Here is a 22,824-nt window from a genome sequence, read left to right as displayed (position 1 = left end):
AAATGGGTGAGCTTCTTGGCTCCGCTTAGATCAAAGCTTAACCGCTTCATCAATCAGCATCACCGGAATCTCCTCCCGGATCGGATAGAGAAGCTTGCACTTCGGACAGATCAAGCCGTCCCCTTTATCGTTTAACTGAACATCCCCCTTGCATTTGGGGCAGGCCAAGATTTCAAGCAGCTCTTTATTGATTCCCATCTCTTCCTCCTCTATTCTCAATCGCTTGGACGACCTCATCCACAGAGATCGCCTTCATACACTCGTTCCCGCGGACACAGTGGTTCCGACGGCAGCCGGCGCAGCCGACTTCTTTTCGGATCACCGTGTGCCCTGCGCCATAGGGGCCGATCTTCCTCGGGTCGGTCGGACCGAAGAGGGCCACCACCGGTGTTCCAACGGCCGCCGCAAGGTGCATCGGACCGGAATCATTGCAGACGAAGAATCGCGCCTGCCGAATCAGTTCGGCCAGTTCCGGCAGGGTTGTCTTTCCGGCCAGGTTCATCGCCGGCTGTTTCATCTGTTGAAGAATCAGATCGACCTCTTCTCGCTCTCCTTTGCTCCCGACAAAAACAACCGGAATTTTCTTTTCCCGAATCAACCAGTCGGCCAGCGCTGCAAAACGGGTCGGCTCCCACTTTTTGCTTTCCCATCGCGCCGTGGGATGGATCAATGCGAAAGAGGTCTGTTCCGAAAGAGCACCCTCGGACAAAAGCCGCCGGACATTCGCCGCAAACTCGGTCGAAGAGGGGATGTCGAAGTGAACCCCCTCTACGTCGCATCCCAACGCCTTCGCCACCCTCCGGTAACGATCGACCGCATGGACGACTCCTTCCGGAACCGGCACCCGGTCGGTATAAAACCAAGGGGCCCCTTCCCGCGCGGCGGAAAAACCGATCCGGACCGGAGCCCCGGTCGCAGAACCCAAGAGCGCGCTTCTCAGAAGCCCTTGGAGATCGACCACCAGATCGAATGGATGCTTCCGGACCGCCTGGATCAATTGTCGAACCTCACCCCATCGAAAGGGAACGGCAATCACCTCATCGATCGCGGAATGCCCCTTCAAAATCCCCGCCCATTCCGGCTTCACCAGCCAGGAGATCCGCGCCGACGGGAACCGCTTCCGAATCGCCCCCACGGCGGGAAGGGCATCGATGACATCTCCCAACGAGCTCGGCTTGATGATGAGGATCTCCCGGAAGCCCCCCCGCGCTTTGTCAGATCCCGCGCCCGTCATTCGGCGATCCACCCTCGTCTCTGCAGATCTTCCAGAATCCACTCGACCGCCGCGGGGAGGTCGGCGGCGACATGATCGGGCCGTGTTCCCGCTTGCACCATCTCCTGCAGCGATGCCTCGCCGTGCCCGGTGCGGACCAATACCCCCTTCATTCCTCCGCGCGCCAGCCCCATATCGAGCGGCTTGTCGCCGACCACATACGATCCGGAAAGATCGATCGGATGCTCTGAAATCGCCCGCTCGATCATTCCCATCTGCGGCTTCCGGCAGGTACAGGGGATGATCTCTGGATGATGCGGACAATAATAGATTCCGTCCAGATGCGCCCCGGCTTCGGCCAAAACTGTTTTGAGGTGATGATGCACCTGACCGATCATCTCCTCATCGAAAATTCCTCTCGCCACGCCGGACTGATTCGTCACGATGATCACCGAAATGCCGCGCCGGTTGAGTCGCGCGATCGCTTCGGCGGCCCCCGGGATCATCGAATACTTATGGATCGCATCCATGTGGCCGACATCGTGATTGATCGTCCCGTCCCGATCGAGAAAAACGGCAATCTTCCTTCTTCCGAGGCGCGCCATCTGCCGCTCCGCCGACTCTGCCACCGCCTCGACCGACACCCCGGTCATGCAGCGATGATCGATGGGACATTCCCGGTGGGTGCAGGGAGCGCAATCGACCTTGTTCCGAACGATCAGATCGTCCGCTCCGGCCGGGGAGGTCGCATCGGGATTCGTCGGACCGAAAACCGCCACGACCGACACCCCCAACGCCGAGGCGATATGCATCGGCCCCGAATCGTTGGTGATGAAAAGGCGGCAGCGGGAGAGCAACGCCATCATCATCCGGACGGTTGTCTTCCCCGCCATGACCACGGCCGGATGTTTCATATTCCGGCGGACCTCCTCCGCAATGGCAATTTCGGCCGGACCGCCGAAAATGACCACCCTCGCCGAATGCCGCGCCGCCAGCCGGTCGGCCGCCGCCGCAAACCGGGCCGGGTCCCAGCGTTTCGAAGAGCCGTAGGCCGCCCCGGGATTGATGCCGATCACCTGCTCCCAGCGGGCGATCCCCTCGGCGAGAAGAAGGTCCGACGCCGATTGCTTCTCTTTCTCGGAGATCACCAGAAAGGGGCGCCGTTCAAATTCACTCGCCGATCCCACCGAACTCATCAAATGGAGATAGGCCTCCCGCTGATGAAAGGGGGACGATTTTTTATCGAGCGACTTCGTCAAAAGAAATCGTCGGCCGTCGGCGGCATAACCGACCCGTTCCGGAATGCCGGCGGCCGCGGTGATCAAGGCCGCCTCGAACGCATTCTGAAGAAGAAAGGCAAGATCGAACCGACCCTCGCGGATCGAACGAACCAATCGCCACAGCCCCGCGAAGCCGGCGTGCCGTCCGGGAGATTCGTAGACCAACAGCCGATCAATCGCCGGATGATGCTCGAAGAGAGCCGCCACCGGCGGCTTCGCCAGAAGGGTGATCCGGCTCTCCGGAAAACGGGCGCGCAGCGCCGAGAGGGTCGGAATCGCCATGACGGCATCCCCGATCCAATTCGGCGCCCGAATTAAGATTTTTTGATACATATTCATTTAATGTAGGGGCGATCCTTGTGATCGCCCTCCCAATCCAAAATCAGGGCAAATACACGGTGGAACAGTGCAGGCAAGATTCGCCCCTACTGATCGTTTATTTCGGTTTTGTTTTCCATCTCCGATGAACCCACAGCCAGTGATCGGGATAGCGCCGAACGGCCGATTCGATGGTTCGGGTAAAAAGCGCCGTCGTCTCTCGGAGATCCCTTTCCAGATCCCCCGTCCGTACAAGATCCAACGGCTTCTCGATGACGACCCGATGCCGATCTCTCTCACGAATCGTAAAGGTCGGCAAAATGGCGGCGCCGGTTCGAAGGGCCAGGACCGCCAACCCTTTGTGGGTCGCCGCGGGATACCCGAAGTAATCGACGAAAACCGCTTCGCTCGCCGCCGTGTTCTGATCGAGGAGAATGCCGACCAACTCCCCCGCCCTGAGGAGCTTCAAAAGCTCGGCCGCCGAGGTTCTTTTGTTCAGAACTCGGTTCCCGTATCGCTCGCGCCAGGCATTGATCATGACGTTCAGATCGGGATTGTCGAGCGGACGCGCCACGACATTCATCCGTTTTCCTAACAGAGAAATGGCGGTCCCCATCCACTCCCAGTTGCCGAAGTGGGCCGTTAAAATCACCGTCCCTTTTTTTGCGCGCATCGCGGCTTCATAATGCTCAAGCCCTTCGAACGTGGTCCGGTCCACCAACTCGGACGCCGGCTTCCCTTGGATCCAGGCAAACTCGACGACCGACCGTCCTATATTTTCGAAAACCCCCACGGCGATTCGCTTTCGCTCGCGCTCGCTCTTTTCCTTTCCGAATGCCGCTTTGAGGTTTTCAAGGGTGATCGATCGGTGGCGGCGGTCGGCGAGATAAAAAAGCCGTCCGAGCAGCGCGCCGCCCCACACCGCAATCCGGTAAGGAAGGACTCGAAAGAGATGAATAAAAAAACGGGCTAAAAGATATTCGAACTTCTCTTTCATCGGACTGCCTACACCGATCGCAGCGTCGGTTTTGAATGAAACAGGAGCGACTCCCACTTGGCCGGATCTTCCCAGAAGACAATATCGACCCGGAGAGCCCACACGACAAAATCTTTTGGGAGAAGCGCTTTTATTTTCACCGCATCTTTCTCGGTCGTGACCACCCATTTGGCCCCGAGTTGATCGGCCTTCTTTCGGATCTTCTCCAGGTCGGAGGGTTGGTAAGAATGGTGATCCCGAAAGACCACCTGTTCACGAAGATCGACCCCCAGCCGCTTGAGGAGCATCCCGAAGGAGTCTGGATTTCCGATCCCGCAGAAACTCAGGACCGGCTCCTTCACCAGTGTGCCGGCGGGCAGTGCCGTCCCGTTCCGCACATCAATCAGCCGCGACGGTTGGAATGACGTTCGAACGCAGGGCTTTCCGAAGCGCTCGATCTCGCCGATCCACTCGGAGGCATCGGCCTGGTCCTCGGAACGGGTAAAGATCACCACATCGGCCCGCCGGACCTCGGAGAGCGGCTCTCGCAGCGCCCCTCTGGGAAGAAGCGCCCCGTTCCCGAATGGGTTCGTCGCATCCACGAGAAGAATGTTCAGATCCCGATGAAGCCGGATGTGCTGAAAGCCGTCGTCCAAAAGAATAACGTCGAGATGAAACCGCTCCAAGAGCCATTGGCAGCCTTTATAACGATCCGAGGAGACAAGGATCGGGATCCCTTTAAGCCGCTGCGCCATCAGATAAGGTTCATCTCCGGCCGTCTCGGGCCTTTCCAAGATTTCTTGACCGTCGGAAACCAAACGAAGCGGGCCTTTGTACGTTCCTCGATAGCCCCGGCTGACAATCCCGACCGTGTATCCCCGCTCTTGCCACTTCTTCGCCAGGAAGATCGTAAAGGGGGTTTTCCCGGTCCCCCCGACCGTAAGGTTTCCGATGCTCACGACAAGACAGTCGACCTTCTTGCGCGGCAGCATTCCCTTTTCGTAGAGCAAGATCCGAAGGCGGCACGAAAGGCCATAGAGCGACGCCAGGATCGTGAAGGGAAAGAGGATCGTCTCGGACGCGCCCCTCCCCTTGTTCCAGACCCATTTCCACAATGGAGCCCTTTTTCGGGCTCCGTTTTGATTCGGTTTTAGTTTTCTAGCCACCGCGCAACCTGCTCTAAGTTTCGCATGACCGCACCCCGGTTTGCCAGAACGACTTGATACGCGCTCTCGCCCCGCTTCTTCATCTCGTCGGAATGTTGCATCAGCCAGACCATCTGCAGCCCCATCTCTTTTCCGCCGGAAACCTCCATCCCCCCTCCCGACCCTTTGAGCTGATCGGCGATCTCTTTAAAGTTGGACATATAAGGACCAAAGAAAACCGGCCTCCGATGGGCGGCGACTTCGAGGACATTATGCCCTCCGATCGGGACCAGACTCCCTCCGACAAAGACCAGATCGGCCAGCGCATAATATTGATCGAGCTCCCCCAGCGTGTCGAGAAGAATGACCCTTTCATTCCTCATTCGATTCAGCGCCGTCTTCCTGACACAAGCCATTCCTCTTTGGGTCAGGAGTTCCTCTACCCGGCCGAGCCGGTCCAGATGGCGGGGAGCGATCAGGAGCTTCATCGGGCCGATCGCATCGGCGATGATCCGATACGCATCAAGAACCGATTCCTCTTCCCCCTCGTGGGTGCTCCCGGCGATCATCAGCCGCTCACCCGGCGCGAGGCCGATCTCGGTCCGCAAGGTCTCCGCTTCTTTGGGCACGCCTCGTGACGCCGCTTGATCATATTTCATATTTCCCGTCCGGATCACCCGATCAGAGGGGGCCCCGAGCGTCCGGATCTTTTCCGCATCCTGCTCCGTCTGCATCAGAAAAAGAGAAACCTCTTCCAGGACGGAGGATAAAAAGAAACGGACCCGGCGATAGCGGCGGAATCCACGCTCCGAGATCCGGCCGTTGATCAGGATTGAAGGGATTCCTTTTTTCGAAAGGGTCCGAAGAAAATTCGGCCAGAGCTCCGTCTCCAGGAAAATAAAAAGGGCCGGAGAAATCCGCTCGACCACCGACCGGGTCACCCAGGGCAAATCAAACGGGAAGTAGATAAACTGATCGACCCCTTTCAAACGCTGGCGGGCCGCCGCTTGGCCGGTCGGCGTCGTCGTCGAGAAAACGATTCCCGCTTCAGGGTACCGCCGGCGGAGGGACTGAATAAAGAGCTCCGAAGAGATCACCTCCCCCACCGAAACCGCATGGACCCAAATCACCTGTCGTCCCTCGATCGCCTTGAAGAAATCGCGGGGATACCGGCCCAAACGCTGCATCACCCCCTCACGGTAGGCCGGGCGGCCGACGAGACGCCGGAGAAGATAAAGGGAGAGGGGGGGGAGCAACAACAAGATCATTGCCTGATAGACCCCGAAGAGCAATCTTTTCATTCCCGTATCCTGATTCCGCTTTATCCGTTTCGCCCTTCGGAAAGGGGCTCGATGACCTCTCCGTCCGGCGCCTCTCCCCCTTCTGTGTGCAGAAACTGCATCTGGTATACCTTTCGATAGGGGCCGTCGCGCTGCATTAAATCCTCATGCCGGCCCATCTCGACGATCCGCCCCTGATCGACCACGATAATACAGGTCGCCCGCTGGACGGTCGAGAGACGATGGGCGATGACGAACGTCGTCCGGTTCTTCATTAAATTGACGAGCGCCTTCTGAACAATAAACTCCGATTCGGCATCGAGCGCGGAGGTTGCTTCATCCAAAATTAAAATCGGGGGATTCTTCAGAAGGGCCCGCGCAATGGCCAGGCGCTGGCGCTCCCCGCCCGAGAGATTCGCCCCCCCTTTCTCCAAAACCGTATCGTACCCTTTCGGCATCTTTCCGATAAAGAGATGGGCGTAAGCCGCCTCTGCCGCTCGGACGATTTCCTCATCGGAGACATGATCGAGACCGTAGGCGATGTTCCATCGGACCGTATCATCGAAAAGGACCACTTCCTGGCTCACAATTCCGATCTGGCTTCGAAGCGAGCCGAGGTTGATCTCTTGAATCGGAATGCCGTCGATCAAAATCGTCCCCCCCTGAGGCTCATAAAATCGGGGGATCATATTCACCAGCGTCGTTTTGCCGGCGCCGCTGCTCCCGACCAGCGCGATCACCTCTCCCGGTCTGGCCTTCAGGCTGATGTTCGAGAGAGCGGCCGACCGGATGCCGTCATACTGAAAGGAGACCTCCCTGAATTCAATCTCCCCATACAGGCTCGGCACCAGCCGGCGGCCGGGGTCAAGCTCCCGCTCATTTTTTTGATCCAAGATCGTAAAGACCCGCTCCGCCGCAGCCAACGCCTGCTGTAGGATATTGTTCGCCGAGCTCAGCCCTTTCATGGGGGCATACATCAGCATGGCGGCGGTCATAAATGAGAAAAACGCCCCCGCATCCATCTGACCGGTAATCACTTGATAGCCGCCGTACCAGATGATGGCCGCGGCGCCGAAGCTTCCGAGCGTTTCCATCATCGGACTGGTCAGCTCGGAGACGGAGGTCGCCCGCATGACATTCTTAAAATAATTCATGTTCTTCTTGTCAAAACGCTCTGCCTCAAAATCTTCGCGCCCGAACGCCTTGACGATCCGGATGCCGGAAAAAGTTTCCTGAAGAATGCTGGTGAGGTCGCCGATTTTCTCTTGTCCCGCCCGGGCCACCTTCCGAAGCCGTCTTCCGACCCGGATGAGGGGATAGGTCGCCAAGGGCATCGCCAGGATCGCCATCAGACCGAGTTGCCAGTTTTGATAGAAGATCACGCCGGTCAATGCAACCATCGTCAACGATTGTTGAAAAAGATCCTTGACCACGGTCGAAACGGCCGTCTGCATGATGCCGACATCATTGATGACGCGAGACATCAGTTTTCCGGTCGCATTTTTCGCATGGAAGCCGATCGGCAGAAGGACGATGTGATGGTAGAGATCTTTCCGGATGCCGGCGATGATTCTGCTCCCGACGTAACGGACCAGGTAGGCTTGGCCGTAATTGAAGAGTCCTTTGAGGAGAGCGACCAGGATGATCGCCACCGGAAGAATCTTCAACATGAAACCGTCCTTGCGAATGAACACATCGTTCACCACCGGCTGCACCAGCCAAGCGTAGGCCGCTGTGAGCAGCGACACCATCGCGCTGCAAAAGAAGGCCGCCACCAGGGTCCCACGGTGAGGCTTTACAAATTTTAATAATCGAAGGTAGAGTTTCATAAGTTCGAGAACATGTCAGGCGTCATTTTAATTTCTCTAAAATGATCCCGGCGGCGCGGCTCGACGCCCCGGCGGCGCCGAGGCGATCGGCCACCTCTTTCAATGCCTGCTTCATCCGCTCACGGGCGCCGTCATCCTTCAGCAGACGGCCGACCTCCGCTTGAATCCGCTCGGCAGTCGCCCCCTCTTGAAGCAGCTCCGGCACAATCGGCGCGCCGGCGACGATATTGACCAGACCAAACGATTTGAGACGAACCAGCCGCCGCGCGATCCAAAACGTAAGGGGCGAGACCTTGTAGACGATCACCATCGGCGTCCGGGCCAGCGCCGTCTGCAATGTCGCGGTCCCCGATGCGACGACGACCACCTCCGACGCCCTCAAGACCTCCTGAAACTCCCCCTCGACACACCGGACCGGAATGGCATAGGGCCGCGCCAGATCGGCGATCCATTCCTTCGAAAGCGAGGGGGCGACCGGAATCAGCAGCTGAAGGTTCGGAAAGTCCTTAGATAAGGATACCATCGCTTGGAGCATCTCGGGAAGGAGAGAAGAGACCTCCCGCATCCGGCTCCCCGGAAGAATACCGACGGTGATCCCGGAAGGTGAAAACCCGATCCCCTCAAGATACGCCGTTTTTGATGGATACTTCAACCGAACCGATGCCGCTTCATCGACCAACGGATGGCCGACGAATTCGCAGGGGACCCCCGCCTTCGCATAGATCTCCTTTTCGAAGGGGAAGAGGACCAGCATCAGATCGACCCGCTCGGCGATCGTCTTGATCCGGCCGGAACGCCATGCCCAAATTTGGGGGCTGATATAGTAGACCACCGGGATGCCGAGCCGCTTGGCCGCTTTCGCAAGACGGAGATTGAAGTCGGGATAGTCGACCAGCACCAGCAGATCGACCCCGCTCCTGAGCGTTTGAACTGCGAGGCGATATGCTTCCCAGACCGATCTTAGGTGGAGGAGAACTTCGAAGATCCCGACGACGCCGAGTCGTGAGACATCAAAAAGAATCTCGACCCCGGCGCACCGCATCGCGCTTCCGCCGAATCCGATCAGTTGAAGCGAAGGCGCTTTCTTCAAGAGCGCTTCGGCCAGCGCGCCGCCGTGCAGATCGCCAGAGGCCTCTCCGGCCACGATCATCACACGAGGCGGTTTGGAAGAGGGGTCCGACATAAGATCATCCGTCAATTATTGGGCTGGTGTTTTATGAGATCGACGACCTGAAGCGCCACGGCCAGCGCCCGCCTCCCATCCTCTCCGGAAACCTTCGGCACCGATCTCGTCCGAACCGCCTGGATAAAGGCGCTCAATTCGGCCTTCAACGGCTCTTCTTTTTCAATCTGGACCTTGTCGATCGTGACCTCCGGTCGCGATCCACCCGGCGCGGCCACCCGGCGGCAAATCACCAGCTCTTGAAGAAGGTAATCGAGCGAAAGATAGGTCTCCGGTTGAAAGATGCGGATCTTGCGTAATCTCTCCCGCGAAACGCGGCTCGCCGTTACATTGGCCACGCAGCCGTTCGCAAAGGCAAGACGGACATTGGCAATATCGATCTGGGGGGTCAGGACCGGCACACCGGTGGCGCGAACCTCGACCAGTTCGGAGGAGACCAGCGAGAGGATAATATCGATGTCGTGGATCATCAAGTCGAGAATCACATGAACGTCGGTCCCCCGCTCGACAAAGGGCCCCATCCGATGGCATTCAATAAAGCGCGGTTGAATCAGTCCTTCTTTGAGCTTTCGAACACCAGCGTTGAACCGCTCGACATGGCCGACCTGAAGCATCCGTCCCTTCTGATCGGCGAGGGCGAGCAGTTCATCGGCCTCCTGCAGCGTCGCCGTCATCGGCTTCTCAAGAAGAAGATCAACCCCATTCTCAAGGAGCGCCTTGGAGACTTTGAAATGAACCGGCGTCGGAACGACCACACTCGCCGCATCGACCTTTCCGAATAGAGCCGACACATCGGTGAACGCTTCGCATTGGCGGTCGGCGGCGATCTTTTCCGCCCGTTCCACATTCAGATCGACCACACCGACCAGCTCGACACCGGGCAGCTCCGAGTAAATCCGCGCATGATGCTCGCCGAGATAGCCGACCCCGACGACCGCCACTTTGATCTTTTTATCCATCGAACGATCCATTCCGTAGGGCGCGATTTATCGCGCCCGGTTTTGATCATACCCATGAGAGGGCGCAATAAATTGCGCCCCTATGTTCCCTTAACCCCGACCACGGCAATTCCCGCGGACGCCGCCTCCCGAAGGAGTTTCTCTTTTTCCAGCAAAAGGGTCTTGCCCGCCTCCACGGCGAGGACGGAAGCGGCCACCTCGATCATCGCTTGAATCGTCCCCGGCCCGATCGCCGGGATATCAAAACGAAGGTCCTGCTGCGGTTTGCAGATTTTGATGACGACCGCTTTCTCTTTGCCGAGGGCGCCTCCCCGGCGGATCGTCGCGTCGGTCCCCTCGATCGCCTCGACCGCCAAAACGACCCCATCCCTTACGACAATACACTGGCCGATATCAAGCCCGCCGATCTGCTTGGCAAGCGGCCATCCCCACGCGATATCTTCCCGTTCCACTTTTGTCAGCGGCCGGGTCATTTCCCCCTCGGCCGCCAGGATCGAGGAGAGATAAAGGGTCGACGCTCGAATGCGGATCTCTTCCCGCTCCAGCTCCCCGGCAAAGGCCCGGAGCAGCGCATCGTCCTTCTTCTCCTTGAGCCGCGCAAGGAGCGTGAGCGCCCGAAAATCGGGACGCATTTCGAAGAGACGGGTCTTTCGAATCCCTCCCGCCATCACCGCATCGGTCACGCCGGCTTTTTTGAAAAAAGAGATCAGCTTTCCAATCTGCCCCACGCGAATCCAGAGGATCTCATCCACTTTGTCGGAGAGCTCCGGCGGGGTCTCCCCGGTGTGGGCCACCGCGATGACCGAAAGACCGGCCCGTCTGGCATTCTCGGCGAAAATCAACGGGAACTGGCCGTTGCCGGCGATAAGACCGATCTTCTGTGGAACCGATTGTTCTGCCATTTCGCCTTTGTAGGGGCGACGCATGCGTCGCCCCTACGCAACCATTGCCACCGAAAACGCTATCGACCGATCCCCCGCTCCGATTGCTCGACGAACGAGACGAGCGATTCCACGTCGGCGATCTCTTTCCATTTCTCCCGCGCCTGCTTTGCCGCCTCCCGCAGTGTCAACCCCGATCGGAAGAGAAGTTTATAGGCCCCCTTCAACGCTTCGATCCGCTCCTTGGAGAAGCCGTGCCGTTTCAACCCGATTAAATTAAGGCCGTACAGTTTGGCCCGATTTCCGGCCACGCTGACATAGGGAGGAACGTCTTGCGCGACGGCCGAGCAGCCTCCGATCATTGCATAGGCCCCGATCTTCACGAACTGATGAATTCCTGAGAGCCCGCCGAGAATCGCGTGATCGCCGATGGTGATATGTCCGGCGAGGGTCGCGGCATTCGCGAGGATCACCTGGTTTCCGACGATGCAGTCATGCGCCACATGGACATAGGCCATGAAGAAGTTTCGATCGCCGATGACCGTCTCTCCCCGCCCCCCTTGGGTTCCCCGATTGAGCGTCACATACTCCCGAAAGGTATTCTGCTTCCCGATCTTGAGCCGGGTCGGCTCTCCTTTGTATTTTAAATCCTGAGGAGGCTGCCCGACGGAAACAAAAGGATAAAAGGTGCACTCCTCGCCGATTTCGGTCCATCCGTCGATCACAACATGCGCTGCCACTTTCGTCCCCCTGGCGATCTTGACATGCTCGCCGATGATCGAAAAGGGACCGACCTCCACCGAGGGGTCGAGCTCCGCTTTCGGATGGACGATGGCGCTTGGATGAATGCTCACTTCTCCAGACCTCCCTTGTTTCCTTGGCCCAGCATCGCTTTGAATTCCGCTTCCGCCGCCAGCTTGCCGTCAACGTAGGCCATGCCTTTCAATCTCCAGAACGGGGGACGCTCCTGGATCACCTCGACCTCGATCCGCAATTGATCTCCGGGATAGACCGGTTTTCGGAACTTGGCCTTATCGATCCCGAGAAAAAAGACCAGCTGTCCCTCGTTCCCCTTGGTCGACTTGAACGCGAGAACCCCTCCGACCTGCGCCATCGACTCGATGATCAAGACCCCCGGCATGATCGGATGCTTCGGGAAATGTCCCTGGAAAAAGGGCTCATTGATCGTCACATTCTTGAAACCGACGATTCTCTTTCCCGGCTCGATTTCGAGAATGCGGTCCACCAGTAAAAAAGGATAACGATGCGGCAATATCTCCTGAATCTCTCCGATATCGATAATCTGCTCCTTGATGTCCATCAGCCGTTCCTCTCGTCGCGTTGGGCAATCCGTTCTCGCAGTGATTCGACTTCCTTCTCAAGTGCTTTGATTCTCTCCCGCATTTCGGGCAGATGGGGAAAAGTGGCCTGGGCCTTTAACCAGGTCTTGTGGGGAAGGGGGGGGAAACCGGAGACATTCTCCCCCGCCGGGATATCTTTGGTGACCCCCGACTTTCCGCCGACGACCACATTGTCGCCGATCGTCAGGTGGCCTGCCACGCCGACCTGTCCCGCCAGGGTCACGCGCCGTCCGATCTTGGCGCTTCCCGAAATACCGACCTGCGCCACCAGGATGGAATCGGCTCCGACCACCACGTTATGGCCGATCTGAACGAGATTATCGACCTTGGTTCCTGCGCCGATGATCGTATTTCCGAGTGTTGCCCGATCGACCGTGACGTTCGCGCCAAGCTCCACGTCATCCTCGATGATCACCCCCCCGACCTGGGGAATCTTATGATATTTCCCTTTGTAGGGAGCAAACCCGAACCCGTCGCTGCCGATGACCGTCCCGCTGTGGATGATGACCCGCTTGCCGATCTTCACTCCTTCCCGGAGGGTGACGTTCGGATAGATCAAGCTGTCCTCCCCGATCTCGCTCCCCTCCCCAACGAAAACGCCGGCGCCGAGCCGGACCCGGTCGCCGATCTTCGCCCGATCCTCCACGGTCGCAAACGGGCCGATCGACACCCCGGCCCCAAGGATAACCTCTTTGCCGACGGCGGCACGCGGATCGACTTCCGCGGGGTAGCGGCGAGGAGGATGAAAGTGGGAGAGGAGCCGGGTGAAGGCAAAGTAGGGGTCCTCCACCATCAAGAGAGCGCAGGAGACTCCGTCGATTTTCGATCGAACCAGGATGGCCGAGGCACGCGTCTGCATCGCCTTCGACGCATACTTCGGATTCGCGAGGAAGGTGATCTCTCCCGGCTTCGCTTCCTCGATCGAAGCGATCCCTCGAATGCGAAGATGCGGATCACCGACGACCTTCCCTTCGACCCATTCCGCAATTTTGTCCAACGATACTTCCATGGGAACAATCCTGGCGTTCATCGTTAAACGCGAATCGTTAAACGTAGAATATAAAACCGAACTTCGCCTGATTTCGACGGTTAACGGATAACGAGTAAACGAATCACGTTTACTTCCCTGCGTTTTTATCGACCTGCTCGATCACCTTGGAGGTGATGTCGAAATTCTCCTTCGCGTAGATGACCGAGCCGCCTCCTTCGGCATTCCGATCGAGAACGAAAGTATATCCGTCTTTGTCGGCAATCTGCTTGACCGCTTCTTCCAGCTTCTTGTTGAAGTCCCGGAGGGTATCAAACTTTTTACCCTGTACCTCTTTGTTCAAGTCGGTCGCCTTTTTCTGATACTCCATCAATTTCTTCTGGAAGTCGTCCTGCTTGACTTTTTTGGCCTCCGGGGAGAGAAGGGCCCCCTGCCGGACGAGATCCTCCTCCAACTGTTTGAGCTCTTGCTCTTCCAGATCGATAATTTTCTGCCGGCTCTTGACGAACTCTTCCATATTCGCCTTGACCCGCTTCCCCTCTTTTGAACCCTCCAGAACCTTCTGTGCATCGACAAAGCCGATCTTCACATTTTGAGCATAGCCGGTGGTCCCCAAGATCATCACGAATGAAACCAATCCGAGACAAAGTAGCAATTTCCTCATTGTTCCTCCTTACAAAAAGCAGCCGTCGAGGTCGAAGGTGACCTCCACCTCACCGCGTTCTATCTAAAATAGGGTGCCGATTGAAAACTCCGGAATAAATCCGGTTGCCTCTCCCCTCTGGGGGTCGAGATTCGCTCCCATCTCGAGCCGGAGAGGACCGACCGGAGAGATCCAGCGGATGCCGAACCCGGCCCCTTGCCTCAACTCCGAAAATCGGATCGCTTCGGAATCATCGAAGGCGCGTCCGATATCGTAAAAAAAGAGCCATTTAATTTTCGCTTCAGGAACCAGCGGAATCAGGTATTCTACGTTGATGTAAAGCTCTTTATTTCCCCCTATGATTTCACCGGTGCTGGTGATCGGGCCCGCTTTTCCGAATTTAAACCCTCGCACCGTATTGATCCCCCCGACATAAAACCGCTCCCCCACCGGAAGTTCTTTATCACCAATCCCAATCGCATATCCGACCCGCCCATGGACCGAAAGAACATGCTCTCTCCAAAGGGGGAAAAAGCGGCTGGAATCAAAGATCACTTTATAGTAATCATTGTCTCCCGCCAAGAAGGTTCCAGCATATTCGAGCGAAATGGAATTGCGGCTTCCACTGGTCGGATCGAAAATAAAATCGCGCGTATCTCTGGAGAGGGAAAAACCAAGGGCGCTTGTTAAGGTCTTTCCTAACTCCGCCTGGCGCACGACTTGTTCGGGAATATCGGGATCAGGGACGATGGCGCCGGTTAGGTTACCCGCGGCATCGACCTCCGGAACACGACGCAGATCGAAAATATTGAGCGTCTCTAACGTATAACTGACACTCCCATTCACGTATTCGCCGAAGGAGCGCCCCAGCACGATATCACCGCCGACCCGCTTTTCCTGATAAGAGCTGAAGTCCCGCACGCTGTTGAAGAGATCCGTGGTGCCGGAAATATTCGAATCAAAAAGATAGGGCTCTCTAAAGGTGAGGCTGTAGGTCCTTCGTCTTCCCCCCAGTTCCGCCTTGGCCCGCAAAAGCTGTCCTCTTCCGAAAAGATTTCCTTGGGTCACTTCGGTCATGGCGATGAAACGGTCGACCGAACTGTATCCGCCGCCAATGCTGAACGTGCCGGTCGGCTTCTCTTGGACCTTCACTTCCAGATCGACCCATCCCGGCTCGACCTGCTCCGGCACGATTTCAATATTCTCAAAAAAGTTCAGATTGTTCAGCCGCTGGAAGCTCCGCCGGAGCAGCCTTGTATTGATCAGTTCCTGTTCATTGACACGGATCTCTCTCCGGATGACTTTGTCGCGGGTCTTGTCATTTCCGGTAATATGAATCTCTCTTACCTTGACCGGGTCGTCTTCGGTCACTTGAAAGGAAACATCGACCGTTTTATCTTCAATATTCGGCGATAACTGCGGAACCACATTGGCGAAGATATAGCCTCGCTCGCCGTAGAGATCGACCATGCTCATAATATCCTGCCGAATTTGGCCGCGATTGAAGATCTCCCCCTCTTTGCTCTTTGTTAGATTGACCAATCGCCCCGTCTCGAAGAGCTCGTTTCCCTCATAACGGATTTCACGAATCCGAAATTGATCTCCCTCCACAATGGGGATGATGATGTCAAACCACTCTTTGTCCTCGCTTAGGGTGACCTTCGGCGCGGCCACCTGTACCTCTAGGTACCCGTGGTTAAGATAATGCTCGCGCAGCCGGTCGAGGTCGGCCTCGATGGTTTCTTCTTTGTACCGCCCCGATTCGGTCAGCCAGGAGGTCAACCAGAAATATTTTGACGTCTCGATCTGTTTTTTTAACTCTTTGTCGGCGAACGCTTTATTTCCCGCCATTCGGACGCGGCGGACATAAGCGCGCTCCCCCTCTTTGATCAAGAAGGTCAGCACCGCTTGATCTTCCGAGATGAGTTGAATCACCGGGGTCACTTCCGCGCTGTAGTAGGCATCCGCCTCATAGACTTTTTTGATTTTATCGACGTAGGAACTGATCTCCTCCATATCAAGAAAGGTGTCGGTTTTGACAGGCACCTTTTCCGTCAATTTATCTTTGTCGATATTCTCATTCCCCTCATAGACGACATCGATGAGGAAAGGCTTTTCATGGACCCTGAAGGTCAATGCCACCCCCCCCTCGAATCCTTCCGATTCGACCTCGACCCGATCGAAGTAGCCCATTCGGTAGAGCGTTTTGACGTCCTCCCGAACCTGCTCCGGCGAGAAGAGATCTCCCTCTTTGAGCGAAATTTTGGAGAGGATCATCGCCGTGTCGATTTTTCGGTTTCCGGCGACCTCGATCAGCTTGATTCGGATCTCATTGTCCTCTGCAAAGCCCGGGGAGGAAAAACCAGTCAGAATAAAGATAAGTAGAAGGAAAACAGGACCGAACCGCTTCAGCAATGGGGCAACCTTTCCTCCAGGTTCAAAATCTCAGTAATTTAACATTTTTGTCGTAAACTGTAAATAAAAATACGTTTTTTCCGTCGGTCGTAGAGAGAGGTATAACGGGATGACGTCGGATGAAGCGATCGAGAAGAAAAACTGAGAATGAACACGCACGCGCGTCGCATTCCTCGCAGCTTGCTGCGAAGGTTAGACGCGCGAATACAAATAGAGTCTTTCCATCCTTTCGGGTCGAAGATTCCCCGCAGCTTGCTGCGGGGAGCTTCAATGCTACTTTCTTTTGTTCATCAAAAAAGGTTTGATTTGATCGAGTGGGAGAGTATTAATGATGTCTTCCTTGGAGAGCCATCCTTTTCGGGCGATTCCGACACCGAAGAAAGTATCCGAGATCCCCTCGACACCATGTGCGTCGGGATTGATGCTCAATCGGACGCCGGCTTCTTTGGCCAGCTTACAATAACGCCAATCGAGATCGAGCCGGTACGGGCTTGAATTCAGCTCAAGAATGACACCATACCGTTGCGCCGCTTCAATGACCTCCGGTATGGCAAGCGGATACCCTTGACGGGAAAGAAGGATTCGGCCGGTGGGATGCCCCAAAAAGGTCACCTTCGGGTGGCTCATGGCACGGACCACCCGGTCTGTCATTTCTCTTTCGGACATGTTGAAACGGGAATGAACGGAGGCGATCACGAAATCAAATGCCGATAAGATACGATCGTCATAATCGATGCTGCCGTCGGGAAGGATATCGGCTTCGATTCCTTTGAAAATGTGAATTCCCTTAAAACGCCGGCGGAGCTGCTCGATCTCTTCATGCTGCTTTTTGATGCGGTCTTCCTTCAACCCGTTCGCATAAAAAGCCGATTGGCTGTGATCGGAAATGCCGATATACTCCAGCCCGGCCCGCTCGGCCGCCTCGATCATCTCGGAGAGAGATCCCGAACCGTCGCTGTAGGTGCTGTGAACATGGAAAATGCCGCGGAGATCGTCTTCCATAACAAGAGGGGGAAGACGATGTTGCGAGGCGGCTTCAATCTCCCCCCGGTTTTCCCGCAGCTCAGGCTCGATATAATCGAGCTCCAATGTAGAAAAAATCTCCCGCTCTTCCTGGCAGGGTAAGATATGATCGTCCAGAAAAAGGCCATATTCGCTGATCCGAATCCCAAACTGCTTGGCGCGCTCTTCCAGTGCCGCGTGGTAATCCTTGCTCCCTGTGTAGTAATGCAAAAGATACGGAAACCGCTCCTCCGTGGCCACATAAAGATCGACCGCTATTCCCGACTTCAAAATCACCCTTGCTTTATTTTCGGCCCGGGCGACTTCACGCTCCACCTCCGGCAACCCGCAAAAGAAGGAGATGAGGTCGGCGGGATGATCGCTGCTGACAATCAGATCGATATCCTGAACGATCTCGTTTCTCCTTCGAACGCTCCCCCCAAACGCCGCACGAACGACCTCTTTCCTCTCGCGTAACTTCGATAAAAGCGCTTCCCCTTCTCTCCGCGCGGTATGGCAATGATGGAATCCCAACTGCTTCTTGCGATAGGAGATTCCTTCTAATATTTTGTCTTGGGTTTTCTTTCCAAAGCTGGGAAGGTCGACCAAACGATTTTCTATGCAGGCATATTCCAGCTCAACAACATCTTGGATCCCGAGCTGCTCGTGGAGGATCTTGATCTTTTTCGGACCGAGCCCCTTTATCTTTAACATCTCCAGGAGTCCGGAAGGGACGGCCGCTCTCAACTCTTCATAAGACCCCAGCCGGCCGGTCTCAATGGCATTTGAGATCTTCTCAAACATCGCCTTGCCGATCCCGTTGCGTTCCAGCAGCGTTCGATTCCGGACGGCTTCATGCAAATCGACATCGAGTTCCGCAATGGCTCTTGCCGCATTGGTATAGGCGCGGCACTTAAAGGGATTCTCTCCCTGCAATTCCAACAATACCGCCGAGGCTTCAAGCTGTTCGATGAGCGATTCTTTCGTAATCATTGACCCTTATGCCGGCGGCTTCCGATTACGCCGAACAAGCCATTGCACCAGAATATACAGGCCGTACGAACCGAAAAATGCCCCGATCAGGAAATAGAAGTTCCCGAGGATGTGGGAGTAATTCTCGGCCATGAAGAAGATGCCCGATAATATAATGGTGCTCGATAAAACCAATAACCAGAGTGTTAGAAGTGGGTTCATATTCCCTTTCTCAGATTATATTTTATGTCCGTTTCTCGGAAACCGCAACCCGGGGAGACGGGCTTCGGATATAACCGGCATCGGAGAAACTAAAGTATTGATCTTCCCCGATGATCAGATGATCGAGAACCTGAATTCCCATCAAATCCCCCGCCGCAACCAATCTCCTTGTCAGCTCCCTATCTTCAGAGCTGGGTGTCGGATCGCCGCTCGGATGGTTATGCAAGAAAACCACCGACGCGGCCGAATCCCGAACCGCGGGGTTGAACACCTCTCTCGGATGGACTACCGTCAACGTCAGACTTCCCTCCGAAACAAGCACATCTCGGATAATTTTATTTTTTTGATCCAACAAAACGATCTTGAATATCTCTTTCTTAAGATGTCTGAAGGTCGGCGAAAAATGCCGGAATATATCCTGGCTTGAATGAATCTTGGTTCGTTGAGAAACAGAAGGGACAAGGGACCTGCGTCCCAACTCAAACGCGGCTTTCAATTGGGCCGCCTTGGCTGGACCGATCCCACGAATGGAGCAGAGCTCTTTGATGCTCAAGTTCGCAAAGTTGTTTAATTCACGGAACTGATCCAAGAGGCCGATCGCAAGTTGCACCGCATTCGCCTGATCCGATCCTGTTCGAAGGAGGATGGCCAAAAGCTGGGCATCGGAGAGAACCTGCGGACCTTCCTTAATCAGGCGCTCCCGAGGTCTCTCCCCTGCAGGCCAATCCTTGATCTTGGCCATTAAGCGATCCTCTTGTTGGAAATTTTCGGTAGAATCTTACCCAAGAAACTGACAATTTTTGTCACTAATGAGGGGCTCTGCCTGCTTTGATTTGAAAGACGCCTTATTAAATACTCAAAATATCAATAGGATATAACAACTCAAATTCGCGGCATATCAATTGCTAAAAAAAGGCATATCACCCTATAGAGGAGCGAAAAATGAAATGTCCTAAGTGTGAAGGCCTGATGTACCTGGAGCGACTCTCCGATTTCTTCATCGTCTTCCATGCCTGGAAATGCATCAACTGCGGTACTCTGATGGACAAAACGATTTTGGATAACCAGAAAAAGAGCCTGCCCTTCCTTGAACCGGTCGGCACGGCAGCAGCGAGTGAGGAATAGCCACCGCTCCTCGATGAAATCGTCACTCTCAATTAGCTCTTATTCGCACAGGAGAAGGGAAATGAGAATTCCTTCCTTTCTCCGCTTTCACTGACGTCAACATCCAGTTCGAGTGCAATTTCTTTGCAATGCTCAGGGCTCACTTTTTTAAAAAAGATGAGCCCTTCTTTTTGTCCTCCCGGTGCAATGGTCGCATTCTTTAATCTGGCCTGGAGGATTCTCTTCGTCTCTGCTTCAATAATCGCCTTTGATTTCGGAAGAAGCGTCACGACCGTATCACCGCCGCCATTCATGTAATACCGGATCGTCCCTTTTTCATCCAGAGCCTGAATGACCTGGCCGCTTCCGTTCACTAAGCGCGCTTGCGTCGGCTCAAAGATAACTTCTTCGTTTGTTTTGTTGATAATTTGAACTTCGAACGCGGTATAGTAGGCCGAAAGATCCACCCCCCACTTTTGTTCATCCTCCGATTTAATTCCGCTCGTGACGATCGGCTTCACAATGACCTGAATAATTTCCGGTCCTTCAGCAGCCGGTGGAGGATCGAGCGGCGACAACACGGGTGAAAGGGGGGCGCACGCCCCCAATAAAAAAAGTAAAAAGATAAAAAACTTCATAAGGCTCTCCAGGCGTGCTATTATAGTTTAACTTTGAATCAAAGTCAAAGAACTGAATCGAAAGACAAAACCGGGCGAGTGACCGACTCGCCCTTACATTATTCATTAATAAAGACCCCATTGAGAATCATCTCCGGCTCCCATAAAGGAAGAAGATTATATGCCCCGTCGGGGTTGGATGTTCGCCCGACGTCCGATAAGGTCAAAGAAGCTTTGTTCAATATTTTATCGGACCGGATCGAGGGCGCCTCTTTTCTCGATCTCTACGCCGGCATCGGCTCGGTCGGAATAGAAGCCTTGAGCCGCGGCGCAAAAGAGGTCGTCTTCGTCGAGAAAAGCAAAAAACATGTCGGGTTCTTAAAAAAAAATCTTTCTTTATCTCCTTTCGAAGGCCGGTTCGACCTCTTTTGTATGGATGCGGTCGACTTCTTAAAAAAGAAGAAAGCCGGTCCCTTTCACTTGGTTTTTATCGATCCCCCCTACGAGGGGGAAGAAATTGAAAAAACATTGCCATTGCTGGGAGAGGGTGATATGATAGCCGACGACGGAACGGTGATCATACAACATTTTCACAAGAAAATCCTGGCCGAGCAGACCGGCCGACTCCGTTTCATAAAACGGTATAAATACGGCGAAACGGTCCTTTCTTTTTATGGCAAAGGCTGAAAAACTCAAACTCGCAGTTTATCCCGGAACGTTCGATCCGATTACCAATGGGCACATCGATATTATCCGAAGGATCCTTCGAATTTTTCCCAGCGTGCTCGTCGCCGTCGCCCCCAATCCCAAGAAAGCCCCCCTCTTCAGCCTAGAAGAACGCCTCCAGATGATCCGAACCGCAACGGAAGGGTTTCATGATTTGAGTGTGGAACCCTTTCAAGGTCTCCTGATCAACTATTTACGGAAAAAAGGAGCCACGGCGATTGTGAGGGGGGTTCGGGCGATTTCGGACTTTGAGTTCGAATTTCAAATGGCGATGATGAATCGGAAACTCGATCCCAAAATAGAAACCGTCTTTTTAATGCCGAGCGAAGAGTATTCCTATATTACCTCGACATTGATCAAAGAAGTCGCCGGTTACGGAGGAGATGTGACCGCTTTCGTTCCAAAAGGCGTTTCAGAAAAACTCCTTGAAAAATTTCCGAGAGAAGCCGGACCGGATAGAAAAAAAGGATAGGTAGGATAGAGATGAAGTTTGCGAAACGCGTTCAGCAGATAAAACCCTCCCCGACCATGGCGATGGCCGCAAAAGCAAAGGCGATGGCGGCAAAGGGGATCTCGATCACCGATTTTGGATTGGGAGAGCCTGATTTCAACACCCCCGCGGCCGCGGCCGAGGCAGGAATCCGCGCCATTCAGCAGGGATTTACGAAATACACTTCCCCTTCCGGAACGGAGGAGCTGAAAGAAGCCGTCTGCCAGAAACTGAAAAAAGAAAACAACCTTGACTACGAAAAAAAAGAGGTTATTGTCTCTTGTGGGGCGAAGCACACACTCTACAACATCGCCCAGGTTCTCTTCGAGCGGGGAGACGAGGTGATCATCCCGGCCCCTTATTGGGTTTCTTATCCGGACCAAGTTCTTCTAAACGATGCAACGCCGGTCATCGTCGAGACCCGGGAAGAAGACCAGTTTTTGATGACCCCCGAGCAGCTCAAGAGAGCGATCACCCCGAGGACGAAGGCGGTCATTCTTAATTATCCGTCGAATCCGACCGGATCCTCTTACACGGCGAAACACCTGGAAGCGCTCGCCGATGTTCTTTCGGATGCGCCGGTTTGGATCATTTCGGATGAGATTTACGAGAAATTTATTTATGACGGCGTGGCTCACACCAGCATCGCCTCATTGGGCCCGGAGTTAAAGAGAAAAACCATCGTCGTCAACGGCGTCTCCAAAGCCTATGCCATGACCGGCTGGCGGATTGGATATGCGGCGGGTCCGAAGGAAATCATCGATGCGATGGGAACCGTGCAAAGCCAGAGCACATCGAACCCGACTTCTATCTCTCAGAAGGCCGCCGCCGCCGCGCTTCAGGGAAGCGACGAGTTCATTAAGACAATGGTGGCGGAATTCGACCAGCGGCGCCTTTTCGTGGTGGAACGATTGAATCAGATCCGGGGAATTCGTTGTCCCCGCCCGGTCGGCAGCTTTTATGTCTTCCCGAACATCAAAGGATTGATAGGAACCGGCTATAAGGGATATCAGATCAAGGGATCGACAGACCTCGCCTCCTTTCTCCTGGAGGAAGGGGGGATATCGACGATCCCCGGGGAGGCCTTCGGGGCCGAGGGGTATCTGAGACTCTCTTATGCCGTCTCAAGGGAGGTCTTAAGCGAGGGAGTGGAGAAGCTTAAAAATGCGGTTCTCAAACTCTCTTAACGATGACGTTGAGACCCTGCGCTTGATGGAATT

Annotated in this window: 22 protein-coding genes; 4 read left to right on the top strand and 18 right to left on the bottom strand. The window is 55.1% G+C overall.

Annotation, left to right across the window (positions count from 1 at the left end; all coding sequences use genetic code 11):
* Positions 1 to 30: 30 nt before the first annotated feature.
* The 17 genes from MCM46_17420 to radC form a co-directional block, all read right to left on the bottom strand.
* Complete coding sequence (locus MCM46_17420; GenBank protein ID MCG3113591.1) at positions 31 to 198, bottom strand: Trm112 family protein; 168 nt, start codon at positions 196 to 198, stop codon at positions 31 to 33.
* Complete coding sequence (gene waaF, locus MCM46_17415; protein ID MCG3113590.1) at positions 185 to 1,234, bottom strand: lipopolysaccharide heptosyltransferase II; 1,050 nt, start codon at positions 1,232 to 1,234, stop codon at positions 185 to 187. The genes MCM46_17420 and waaF (MCM46_17415) overlap by 14 nt, the downstream gene beginning before the upstream one ends.
* Entirely contained in the window at positions 1,231 to 2,832 is a 1,602-nt protein-coding gene (gene waaF, locus MCM46_17410) for a lipopolysaccharide heptosyltransferase II (GenBank protein ID MCG3113589.1), read from the bottom strand. Before waaF (MCM46_17410) ends, waaF (MCM46_17415) begins: the two co-directional genes overlap by 4 nt.
* A 97-nt stretch (positions 2,833 to 2,929) precedes the next feature.
* Positions 2,930 to 3,808, bottom strand: a complete 879-nt coding sequence (locus tag MCM46_17405) for a lysophospholipid acyltransferase family protein (GenBank protein MCG3113588.1) — start codon at positions 3,806 to 3,808, stop codon at positions 2,930 to 2,932.
* Positions 3,809 to 3,816: 8 nt separating this feature from the next.
* The gene (gene lpxK / locus MCM46_17400; protein ID MCG3113587.1) at positions 3,817 to 4,953 is read right to left on the bottom strand and encodes a tetraacyldisaccharide 4'-kinase; all 1,137 of its coding nucleotides are present in this window, start codon (positions 4,951 to 4,953) and stop codon (positions 3,817 to 3,819) included.
* Positions 4,938 to 6,233 (bottom strand): 3-deoxy-D-manno-octulosonic acid transferase, encoded by a 1,296-nt coding sequence (locus MCM46_17395; protein MCG3113586.1) that lies wholly within the window; start codon positions 6,231 to 6,233, stop codon positions 4,938 to 4,940. Before MCM46_17395 ends, lpxK begins: the two co-directional genes overlap by 16 nt.
* 20 nt (positions 6,234 to 6,253) lie before the next feature.
* Positions 6,254 to 7,987, bottom strand: a complete 1,734-nt coding sequence (locus tag MCM46_17390) for an ABC transporter ATP-binding protein/permease (GenBank protein MCG3113585.1) — start codon at positions 7,985 to 7,987, stop codon at positions 6,254 to 6,256.
* 76 nt (positions 7,988 to 8,063) lie between these two features.
* The gene (lpxB, locus tag MCM46_17385) at positions 8,064 to 9,224 is read right to left on the bottom strand and encodes a lipid-A-disaccharide synthase (GenBank protein MCG3113584.1); all 1,161 of its coding nucleotides are present in this window, start codon (positions 9,222 to 9,224) and stop codon (positions 8,064 to 8,066) included.
* 11 nt (positions 9,225 to 9,235) lie between these two features.
* A complete protein-coding gene (locus MCM46_17380; protein MCG3113583.1) occupies positions 9,236 to 10,183 on the bottom strand; it encodes a Gfo/Idh/MocA family oxidoreductase in 948 nt (315 codons plus the stop codon).
* A gap of 80 nt (positions 10,184 to 10,263) precedes the next feature.
* Positions 10,264 to 11,085 (bottom strand): UDP-2,3-diacylglucosamine diphosphatase LpxI, encoded by an 822-nt coding sequence (lpxI, locus tag MCM46_17375; GenBank protein MCG3113582.1) that lies wholly within the window; start codon positions 11,083 to 11,085, stop codon positions 10,264 to 10,266.
* Between the two features lie 59 nt (positions 11,086 to 11,144).
* Entirely contained in the window at positions 11,145 to 11,918 is a 774-nt protein-coding gene (gene lpxA / locus MCM46_17370; GenBank protein ID MCG3113581.1) for an acyl-ACP--UDP-N-acetylglucosamine O-acyltransferase, read from the bottom strand.
* Complete coding sequence (gene fabZ, locus MCM46_17365) at positions 11,915 to 12,385, bottom strand: 3-hydroxyacyl-ACP dehydratase FabZ (GenBank protein ID MCG3113580.1); 471 nt, start codon at positions 12,383 to 12,385, stop codon at positions 11,915 to 11,917. The genes lpxA and fabZ overlap by 4 nt, the downstream gene beginning before the upstream one ends.
* Positions 12,385 to 13,434, bottom strand: a complete 1,050-nt coding sequence (lpxD, locus tag MCM46_17360) for a UDP-3-O-(3-hydroxymyristoyl)glucosamine N-acyltransferase (GenBank protein ID MCG3113579.1) — start codon at positions 13,432 to 13,434, stop codon at positions 12,385 to 12,387. Before lpxD ends, fabZ begins: the two co-directional genes overlap by 1 nt.
* 109 nt (positions 13,435 to 13,543) lie before the next feature.
* Positions 13,544 to 14,077: an OmpH family outer membrane protein gene (locus MCM46_17355; GenBank protein MCG3113578.1), complete on the bottom strand. Its 534-nt coding sequence runs from the start codon at positions 14,075 to 14,077 to the stop codon at positions 13,544 to 13,546.
* A gap of 63 nt (positions 14,078 to 14,140) precedes the next feature.
* A complete protein-coding gene (gene bamA, locus MCM46_17350) occupies positions 14,141 to 16,471 on the bottom strand; it encodes an outer membrane protein assembly factor BamA (GenBank protein ID MCG3113577.1) in 2,331 nt (776 codons plus the stop codon).
* 273 nt (positions 16,472 to 16,744) lie between these two features.
* The gene (polX, locus tag MCM46_17345) at positions 16,745 to 18,466 is read right to left on the bottom strand and encodes a DNA polymerase/3'-5' exonuclease PolX (GenBank protein ID MCG3113576.1); all 1,722 of its coding nucleotides are present in this window, start codon (positions 18,464 to 18,466) and stop codon (positions 16,745 to 16,747) included.
* A gap of 223 nt (positions 18,467 to 18,689) precedes the next feature.
* Positions 18,690 to 19,409: a DNA repair protein RadC gene (gene radC, locus MCM46_17340; protein ID MCG3113575.1), complete on the bottom strand. Its 720-nt coding sequence runs from the start codon at positions 19,407 to 19,409 to the stop codon at positions 18,690 to 18,692.
* A 200-nt stretch (positions 19,410 to 19,609) separates the two neighbouring features.
* Between radC and MCM46_17335 the strand changes: the two genes are divergently transcribed.
* Positions 19,610 to 19,792 (top strand): hypothetical protein, encoded by a 183-nt coding sequence (locus MCM46_17335; GenBank protein ID MCG3113574.1) that lies wholly within the window; start codon positions 19,610 to 19,612, stop codon positions 19,790 to 19,792.
* 32 nt (positions 19,793 to 19,824) lie between these two features.
* Here the strand turns inward: MCM46_17335 and MCM46_17330 are convergent, their stop codons facing one another.
* Positions 19,825 to 20,409 carry a hypothetical protein gene (locus tag MCM46_17330; GenBank protein MCG3113573.1) on the bottom strand — a complete coding sequence of 195 codons (585 nt, stop codon included), beginning with the start codon at positions 20,407 to 20,409 and terminating at the stop codon, positions 19,825 to 19,827.
* A 78-nt stretch (positions 20,410 to 20,487) separates the two neighbouring features.
* On the opposite strand from MCM46_17330, the gene rsmD reads away from it, so the two are divergent.
* The 3 genes from rsmD to MCM46_17315 are packed head-to-tail and all read left to right on the top strand — an operon-like array spanning position 20,488 to position 22,791.
* Complete coding sequence (gene rsmD, locus MCM46_17325; protein MCG3113572.1) at positions 20,488 to 21,075, top strand: 16S rRNA (guanine(966)-N(2))-methyltransferase RsmD; 588 nt, start codon at positions 20,488 to 20,490, stop codon at positions 21,073 to 21,075.
* On the top strand, positions 21,062 to 21,586 hold the full coding sequence (coaD, locus tag MCM46_17320; GenBank protein ID MCG3113571.1) for a pantetheine-phosphate adenylyltransferase: 525 nt from the start codon (positions 21,062 to 21,064) through the stop codon (positions 21,584 to 21,586). Before rsmD ends, coaD begins: the two co-directional genes overlap by 14 nt.
* 11 nt (positions 21,587 to 21,597) lie before the next feature.
* Entirely contained in the window at positions 21,598 to 22,791 is a 1,194-nt protein-coding gene (locus MCM46_17315) for a pyridoxal phosphate-dependent aminotransferase (protein MCG3113570.1), read from the top strand.
* The last annotated feature ends 33 nt before the right edge of the window (positions 22,792 to 22,824 follow it).

It is taken from the genome of Candidatus Manganitrophus morganii (genome assembly GCA_021651055.1).
Taxonomy (GTDB): Bacteria; Nitrospirota; Nitrospiria; order SBBL01; family Manganitrophaceae; genus Manganitrophus; species Manganitrophus morganii.
The sequence above is the reverse complement of the archived record's forward strand: the minus strand, read 5'-3'. Positions and strand labels throughout refer to the sequence as shown.

Excerpts from the sequence above, each read along its gene's own strand:
- MCM46_17420 (MCG3113591.1), bottom strand. The coding sequence starts at position 198 with ATGGGAATCAATAAAGAGCTGCTTGAAATCTTGGCCTGCCCCAAATGC.
- waaF (MCG3113590.1), bottom strand. The coding sequence starts at position 1,234 with ATGACGGGCGCGGGATCTGACAAAGCGCGGGGGGGCTTCCGGGAGATC.
- waaF (MCG3113589.1), bottom strand. The coding sequence starts at position 2,832 with ATGAATATGTATCAAAAAATCTTAATTCGGGCGCCGAATTGGATCGGG.
- MCM46_17405 (MCG3113588.1), bottom strand. The coding sequence starts at position 3,808 with ATGAAAGAGAAGTTCGAATATCTTTTAGCCCGTTTTTTTATTCATCTC.
- MCM46_17395 (MCG3113586.1), bottom strand. The coding sequence starts at position 6,233 with ATGAAAAGATTGCTCTTCGGGGTCTATCAGGCAATGATCTTGTTGTTG.
- lpxB (MCG3113584.1), bottom strand. The coding sequence starts at position 9,224 with ATGTCGGACCCCTCTTCCAAACCGCCTCGTGTGATGATCGTGGCCGGA.
- MCM46_17380 (MCG3113583.1), bottom strand. The coding sequence starts at position 10,183 with ATGGATAAAAAGATCAAAGTGGCGGTCGTCGGGGTCGGCTATCTCGGC.
- lpxI (MCG3113582.1), bottom strand. The coding sequence starts at position 11,085 with ATGGCAGAACAATCGGTTCCACAGAAGATCGGTCTTATCGCCGGCAAC.
- fabZ (MCG3113580.1), bottom strand. The coding sequence starts at position 12,385 with ATGGACATCAAGGAGCAGATTATCGATATCGGAGAGATTCAGGAGATA.
- lpxD (MCG3113579.1), bottom strand. The coding sequence starts at position 13,434 with ATGGAAGTATCGTTGGACAAAATTGCGGAATGGGTCGAAGGGAAGGTC.
- MCM46_17355 (MCG3113578.1), bottom strand. The coding sequence starts at position 14,077 with ATGAGGAAATTGCTACTTTGTCTCGGATTGGTTTCATTCGTGATGATC.
- polX (MCG3113576.1), bottom strand. The coding sequence starts at position 18,466 with ATGATTACGAAAGAATCGCTCATCGAACAGCTTGAAGCCTCGGCGGTA.
- radC (MCG3113575.1), bottom strand. The coding sequence starts at position 19,409 with ATGGCCAAGATCAAGGATTGGCCTGCAGGGGAGAGACCTCGGGAGCGC.
- MCM46_17335 (MCG3113574.1), top strand. The coding sequence starts at position 19,610 with ATGAAATGTCCTAAGTGTGAAGGCCTGATGTACCTGGAGCGACTCTCC.
- MCM46_17330 (MCG3113573.1), bottom strand. The coding sequence starts at position 20,409 with ATGAAGTTTTTTATCTTTTTACTTTTTTTATTGGGGGCGTGCGCCCCC.
- coaD (MCG3113571.1), top strand. The coding sequence starts at position 21,062 with ATGGCAAAGGCTGAAAAACTCAAACTCGCAGTTTATCCCGGAACGTTC.
- MCM46_17315 (MCG3113570.1), top strand. The coding sequence starts at position 21,598 with ATGAAGTTTGCGAAACGCGTTCAGCAGATAAAACCCTCCCCGACCATG.